Origin of the sequence: Cetobacterium sp. (genome assembly GCF_051653945.1) — a bacterium.
Lineage (GTDB): Bacteria > Fusobacteriota > Fusobacteriia > Fusobacteriales > Fusobacteriaceae > Cetobacterium_A.
Window position 1 is genome coordinate 1 of sequence record NZ_JBOFXD010000030.1, and the last position, 5,546, is coordinate 5,546.

The 5,546-nt window shown below is 30.4% G+C and carries 6 protein-coding genes; 3 read left to right on the forward strand and 3 right to left on the reverse strand.

Annotated features, from left to right (window positions below):
* The 3 genes from ACRC8M_RS02940 to ACRC8M_RS02950 all read left to right on the forward strand — a co-directional run.
* Positions 1-569 (forward strand): iron chelate uptake ABC transporter family permease subunit (locus tag ACRC8M_RS02940; RefSeq protein WP_438527778.1); only part of this gene is annotated, 569 nt, incomplete at its 5' end.
* A 1-nt stretch (position 570) separates the two neighbouring features.
* Entirely contained in the window at positions 571-1,326 is a 756-nt protein-coding gene (locus tag ACRC8M_RS02945) for an iron ABC transporter ATP-binding protein (RefSeq protein WP_438527779.1), read from the forward strand.
* Between the two features lie 9 nt (positions 1,327-1,335).
* Positions 1,336-2,265, forward strand: a complete 930-nt coding sequence (locus ACRC8M_RS02950) for a siderophore ABC transporter substrate-binding protein (protein WP_438527780.1) — start codon at positions 1,336-1,338, stop codon at positions 2,263-2,265.
* 54 nt (positions 2,266-2,319) lie between these two features.
* On the opposite strand, the gene ACRC8M_RS02955 is transcribed toward ACRC8M_RS02950, so the two are convergent.
* The 3 genes from ACRC8M_RS02955 to ACRC8M_RS02965 all read right to left on the reverse strand — a co-directional run.
* Positions 2,320-3,507 (reverse strand): M20 metallopeptidase family protein, encoded by a 1,188-nt coding sequence (locus tag ACRC8M_RS02955; protein ID WP_438527781.1) that lies wholly within the window; start codon positions 3,505-3,507, stop codon positions 2,320-2,322.
* Between the two features lie 19 nt (positions 3,508-3,526).
* Complete coding sequence (locus ACRC8M_RS02960; protein WP_438527782.1) at positions 3,527-5,056, reverse strand: AbgT family transporter; 1,530 nt, start codon at positions 5,054-5,056, stop codon at positions 3,527-3,529.
* Positions 5,057-5,190: 134 nt separating this feature from the next.
* Positions 5,191-5,546, reverse strand: a 356-nt coding sequence (locus tag ACRC8M_RS02965; protein WP_438527783.1) for a hypothetical protein, incomplete at its 5' end; no start/stop codon positions are given.

Here is a 5,546-nt window from a genome sequence, read left to right on the forward strand (position 1 = left end):
AACTACTTTATATGATTTTAATTGGAATGATTGTAGGAACTTTTTTAGATAGTTTATCTAACGGAATTCAAATGATAATGGATCCAAATGAATTTCTAGTTTTACAAAGTAGCCTATTTGCAAGTTACAGTCGAGTTAATACAACACTACTTTCAATAGCCTATGTCATTGTTGCCCTTATATTTTTCTGGTTAAGAAAGGATATGAGAACTTTAGATGTTATGAGCTTAGGGTACAGCCAATCTATCAATCTAGGATTAGATTATAAAAGACTTTTAAGAAAAAATCTGACAATAGTTGGACTGTTAGTTTCTATATCTACAGCTTTAGTTGGACCAGTTGTATTTTTAGGACTTTTAACAGTTAATATTTCAAAAGAGTTATTAAAAACTTATAAACACAAGTATTTAGTTGTGGCTTCTATTTTTATGAGTATTCTATCTCTAATTATAGGACAGCTAATTGTAGAAAAAATATTTAATAATAGTTTCCCTGTAGGAACAGTTATCAACTTTGTTGGTGGAATGTATCTACTATGGATTTTATTAAAAGAGAGGAGAATAGGATAAAATGATTGAGATAAAAAATGTAAATAAATCATATAGATCAAAATTTGTTGTGGAAAATGTTACAACAGATATTCCTGAGGGAAAGATAACTTGTATAATAGGACCAAATGGAGCTGGTAAAAGTACTTTATTAAATATGATCAGCCGTTTAACTCCGTTAGATTCTGGTGAAATAAAAATAGATGGAAAAGCTATTGGTGAGTGGAATAAAGCTGAACTAGCTAAAACAATCGCTACGCTAAAACAGGAGAATACTACAAATGTAAGACTTACAGTATATGAGTTAATATCATTTGGAAGGTTCCCTCACAGTGGTGGAAGACTAAATAAAGAAGATAAAAAAATTATTGAAGAAGCTATTGAATATATGAATCTTGGAGAGTTTAAAGATAAGTATTTAGATGAGCTAAGTGGTGGACAAAGACAAAGAGCTTATATAGCTATGACCATTGCTCAAAATACAAAATATATATTTCTTGATGAGCCACTAAATAATTTAGATATGAAAAGTTCTGTAGCTATGATGAAAATTTTACATAAACTTGTAAAAGATTTTAATAAAACAATAGTTATAGTTATGCATGATATAAACTTTACATCTGTTTACTCAGATTATATATTAGCAATGAAAAATGGAAAATTAAAACATATGGATAAGACGCAAAATGTAGTTGTTAAAGAGAGATTGGAAAAACTTTATGAGATGCCATTCCATATTGAAGAGATTAATAAAAAAAATATATGTGTGTACTTCTAGGAGGAGAAAATGAAAAAAATATTAGGTTTACTAGCTCTAGTTACAGCAATATGTGTAGGTATATTTTTCTACCTAACATCTGGTGCTGAAGAGGTAACAGCTGGAGAGAAGATAACTATAAATCATGTAATGGGAACAACTGAGGTTGTTAAAAATCCAAAGAGAGTTATCGTATTTGACTATGGAATTGTTGAAATGTTAGACACTACAGGTGTTGAAATCATAGGATTACCAAAAGAAAGTCTACCAAAGTTTTTAGAAAAATATAGTGATGAAAAATATATCAATCTTGGTGGACTAAAAGATCCTAACTTAGAAAAAATTTATGAGATGAAACCAGATTTAATCATTATCTCTGGAAGACAGGAACCATTCTACGAGCAACTATCAAAAATAGCTCCAACAGTTGGATTAACAACAACTGGAGATGACTATTTAGAAACTCTTAAAACTAACATTAAAACTATTGGAGAGATTTTCTCAAAAGAGAGTGAGTTGACAAAAGAGTTGGATGCAATCAAAAATAACTTAAACGAAATCAAAGAAAATGTAAGTAATAAAAATCTAAATGCTGTGGTTGTTCTATCAAACAATGGAAAGCTGTCAATATACGGATTAAAATCAAGATTTGGAATAATCTTTGACCACTTTGGTTTTAAACCAGTTGATGAAGTTGCTGTTTCAACTCACGGAAGCAAAATAAACTTTGAATATCTATTAGAAAAAGATTCTGATTATATCTTTGTTGTAGATAGAAATGCTGTAAACGGTGGGGATGTATCAGCTAACAAAGCTTTTGATAATGACATTATCAAAGCAACGAAAGCTTATAAAAATGGAAACATTATTTTCTTAGATGCAGAAACTTGGTATAATGCAACTGGTGGAATAAAAACTACACAGAAAATGGCTGACGAAGTTAAGGCTGGATTAAAGTAAATAGTAAAAAAATGCAGTGGAATTATAGTCTATTCACTGCATTTTTATTTTAACCTATCTAAAATTTTCTAAATAATCATACGCAACTTGCGCAAGAGCCTTAGAACTAACCTCTAAATGTTTATCATCCCACTTTAATCTTGGGTGATGTAAAAGTGTTTCTATCTCCTCTTGACCATCTTTCGTTCCAATGAAAAAGAAATTACTAGGTACTTCATTTGATATATAAGAAAAATCTTCTGATCCCATAAGAGGTTCACTCATTAAAATCACATTTTCCTCTCCTACTACACTTGCTAAAGATTCTTTAGTTAAATCAAATATACTCGAATCATTTTTCAAAGTTGGATACATTCTTTCAATACCAAAATTATAAGTAGCACCATATGCAGTGCAAAGTCCACTTAAAATACTATCCATTCTCTCTAAAATCTCTGCTGTAAGATTTTCATCAAAAGTTCTAATTGTCCCTTTTATAGTTAACTTATCAGGAATTACATTTCCAGCCTCACCAGCTTTAATACTACAGCAAGATAGAACTGCTGGTTGCAGTGTTGATATATTTCTACTTATAATATTTTGAAAATTTATAACTGCTTGACATCCTATTATGACAGGATCTACCGTTTTTTCAGGGGTTGACCCGTGACCACCAATACCACAAATTTCTATATCAAAACCTGTTGGATGAGCCATTAAATTTCCATCTTTAAACAAAATTTTTCCAGCAGGATAGTTTGGCCATATATGACATGCATAAGCAGCATCCACTTTTGGATTTTCAAGTATACCCTCATCAACCATAGGTTTAGCTCCCCCTGGTCCCTCTTCAGCTGGTTGAAAAACCAGTTTTATGTTACCTGATAATTCATCTTTTATATCATTTAAAATCATAGCAGCTCCTAAAAGTCCAGCCACATGTCCATCATGACCACATGCATGCATAGCTCCAGGAATTAAAGATTTATACTCACACTCCGTTTCCTCGTTAATTGGAAGTGCATCCATATCCGCTCTAAGTAAAACTGTCTTCCCTGGATTTTTTCCTTCAATTAAAGCAACTACACCTGTTTTAGCAACTTCACTCTTATATGGAATTCCCAAAGAATCTAGCTCTCTTTTGATAACTTGAGCAGTTTTAAACTCCTGAAATCCAAGTTCAGGATATTGATGTAGTTCTCTTCTTATTGCTCTCACTTTTTCTAAGTTTTTTTTAGCAAGAGCATGTATTCTCTTTTTCATTTCTACCTCCAACGTAACTTTATATTCCTAAAGAAAATTCAAACATTACAAACACAATTAAAAGGGATATACTTCCTAATAAAGTTGCAAGAGCATATGGAATCATGTTTGCAACAAGAGTCCCTATTCCAAAATTTTTATCGTATTTTTTACAAACTGCTAAAATTAGTGGTAAATATGGAAACAGTGGAGATATCATGTTTGTAGATGAGTCTCCTATTCTGTAAGCTATCTGTGTCAAAGATGGATCATAATCTAGTAACATAAACATCGGAATAAAAATAGGGGATAGTATCGCCCATTTAGCCGACGCACTTCCTATAAATAGATTTATAAATCCTACTAAGAATATAAACATAATCATTAGCGGAATCCCAGAAAGTGATGTTTGACTAAGTTTTTCAGCTCCCTTTATGGCTAAAACAATACCTAAATTACTTTTTCCAAAGAGATTAAGAAATTGTGCAGCTACAAAAACTATAAATATATAGCCACCCATCTCTCCTAAACTTTGTCCTACCATTTTTACAATATCTTTATCATTTTTAATTTTCCCTGTTACTTTTCCAAATACTACTCCTGGAATCATAAAAGCAAGCATCATAATTATAATAAGCCCACCCATAAATGGAGATTTAACAGATACTAGTGATCCTGTAGAATCTCTTAAAAAAGCCGACTTCCCAATAGTTAAAGACAAAACGAATAAAAAATATATTATTAAAGAATACCCTGCATATTTTAGTCCCTTTTTTTCTAAATCTCCAATTTTATCGTCATCATCTTCACTTAAACTTTCATCAAACGGAAATCTTGGTTCTATAAATTTTTTTGTAACTAAAGTTATTATAACCATTTGTAAACAAGCATTTAGCATATTAAAAAATATTGTCATTGCTGGACTTCTCATAAAAGATGGATCTAATGTCTGAGCTGCAGGAATTGTAAATGATGTTATTAATATATCATTTAAACTTACAAATAATCCTGAACAAAATCCTATGGCTGCTCCTGCATATGCCAAAAGTATTCCTATAATTGGATTTTTATTAAGTTTTAAAAATATTAAAGCCGCTAACGGGGGTAAAACAACAAACCCAGCATCTCCAATTCCAGTAAAAATTAATCCCATAATAACAACTGCGTAGTAAACTACACCTTTTGGAACTTTTATCATTACACTATTTAAAAGAGTTTCTAATAATCCACTTTTATCAGCAACACCAATTCCAATCATGGCAACTAAAACAACTCCAAGAGGCGGGTAAGTTTGAAATACATTTATCATTTCAACCAAAATCTGTTTTAAATTTTCTTTACTTAATAGGTTGTTAACAACGATTGATTCTTTAGTTATTGGATGGAGAGCTGTAACGTTAAATATATTGCAAAAATAAGAAATTACTAAAATTGAAAAACATAATATGACAAAAATTGTAACAGAGTCTGGAAGCTTATTTCCTACTCTTTCAAATAAATCTAAAATTTTATTGGCTATACCTGAGGATTCTTTTTCTAAAACAATCGTTTCATTTCTAACTTTACTCATACAACCTCCATTAATATCAATTATTTTGTCTTGTAAGTTATTTATATACCTTTAAATTTTTTCAATGTCAATACTTATTTTTTAATAAAAAATAGCAGTTCACATTCTTTTGCGAACTACTATTTTTATAAATTTTAATATTTATTTTTTATCCAAATTGGACTTCCCCAAGCTTGATGATCATCTTTTTGTGTAACTCTTACATAATAGAAGTCTTCTTTTTTTCCAACCTCTCTAATAAAAACAAAATCACACGCTCTATTAATAGATTCCTTTTCTATTATAACTTTATTATTACAAAGTACCTCAACTTTTAACTCATCTGTTCCTAAAACACTTACACTAAATCCAACTTCTTTACCTTTTTCTTTTTCGATAATTTGACCCATCTCATAATTATCAGCTTTAAAAGATAATAGTATCCCAGCCCCAGATGTTCCATAAGCAAAACGATTATATAAATTATCCCAAACAGTTTCATTGGCTAATC

Excerpts from the sequence above, each read along its gene's own strand:
- ACRC8M_RS02945 (WP_438527779.1), top strand. The coding sequence starts at position 571 with ATGATTGAGATAAAAAATGTAAATAAATCATATAGATCAAAATTTGTT.
- ACRC8M_RS02955 (WP_438527781.1), bottom strand. The coding sequence starts at position 3,507 with ATGAAAAAGAGAATACATGCTCTTGCTAAAAAAAACTTAGAAAAAGTG.
- ACRC8M_RS02960 (WP_438527782.1), bottom strand. The coding sequence starts at position 5,056 with ATGAGTAAAGTTAGAAATGAAACGATTGTTTTAGAAAAAGAATCCTCA.
- ACRC8M_RS02950 (WP_438527780.1), top strand. The coding sequence starts at position 1,336 with ATGAAAAAAATATTAGGTTTACTAGCTCTAGTTACAGCAATATGTGTA.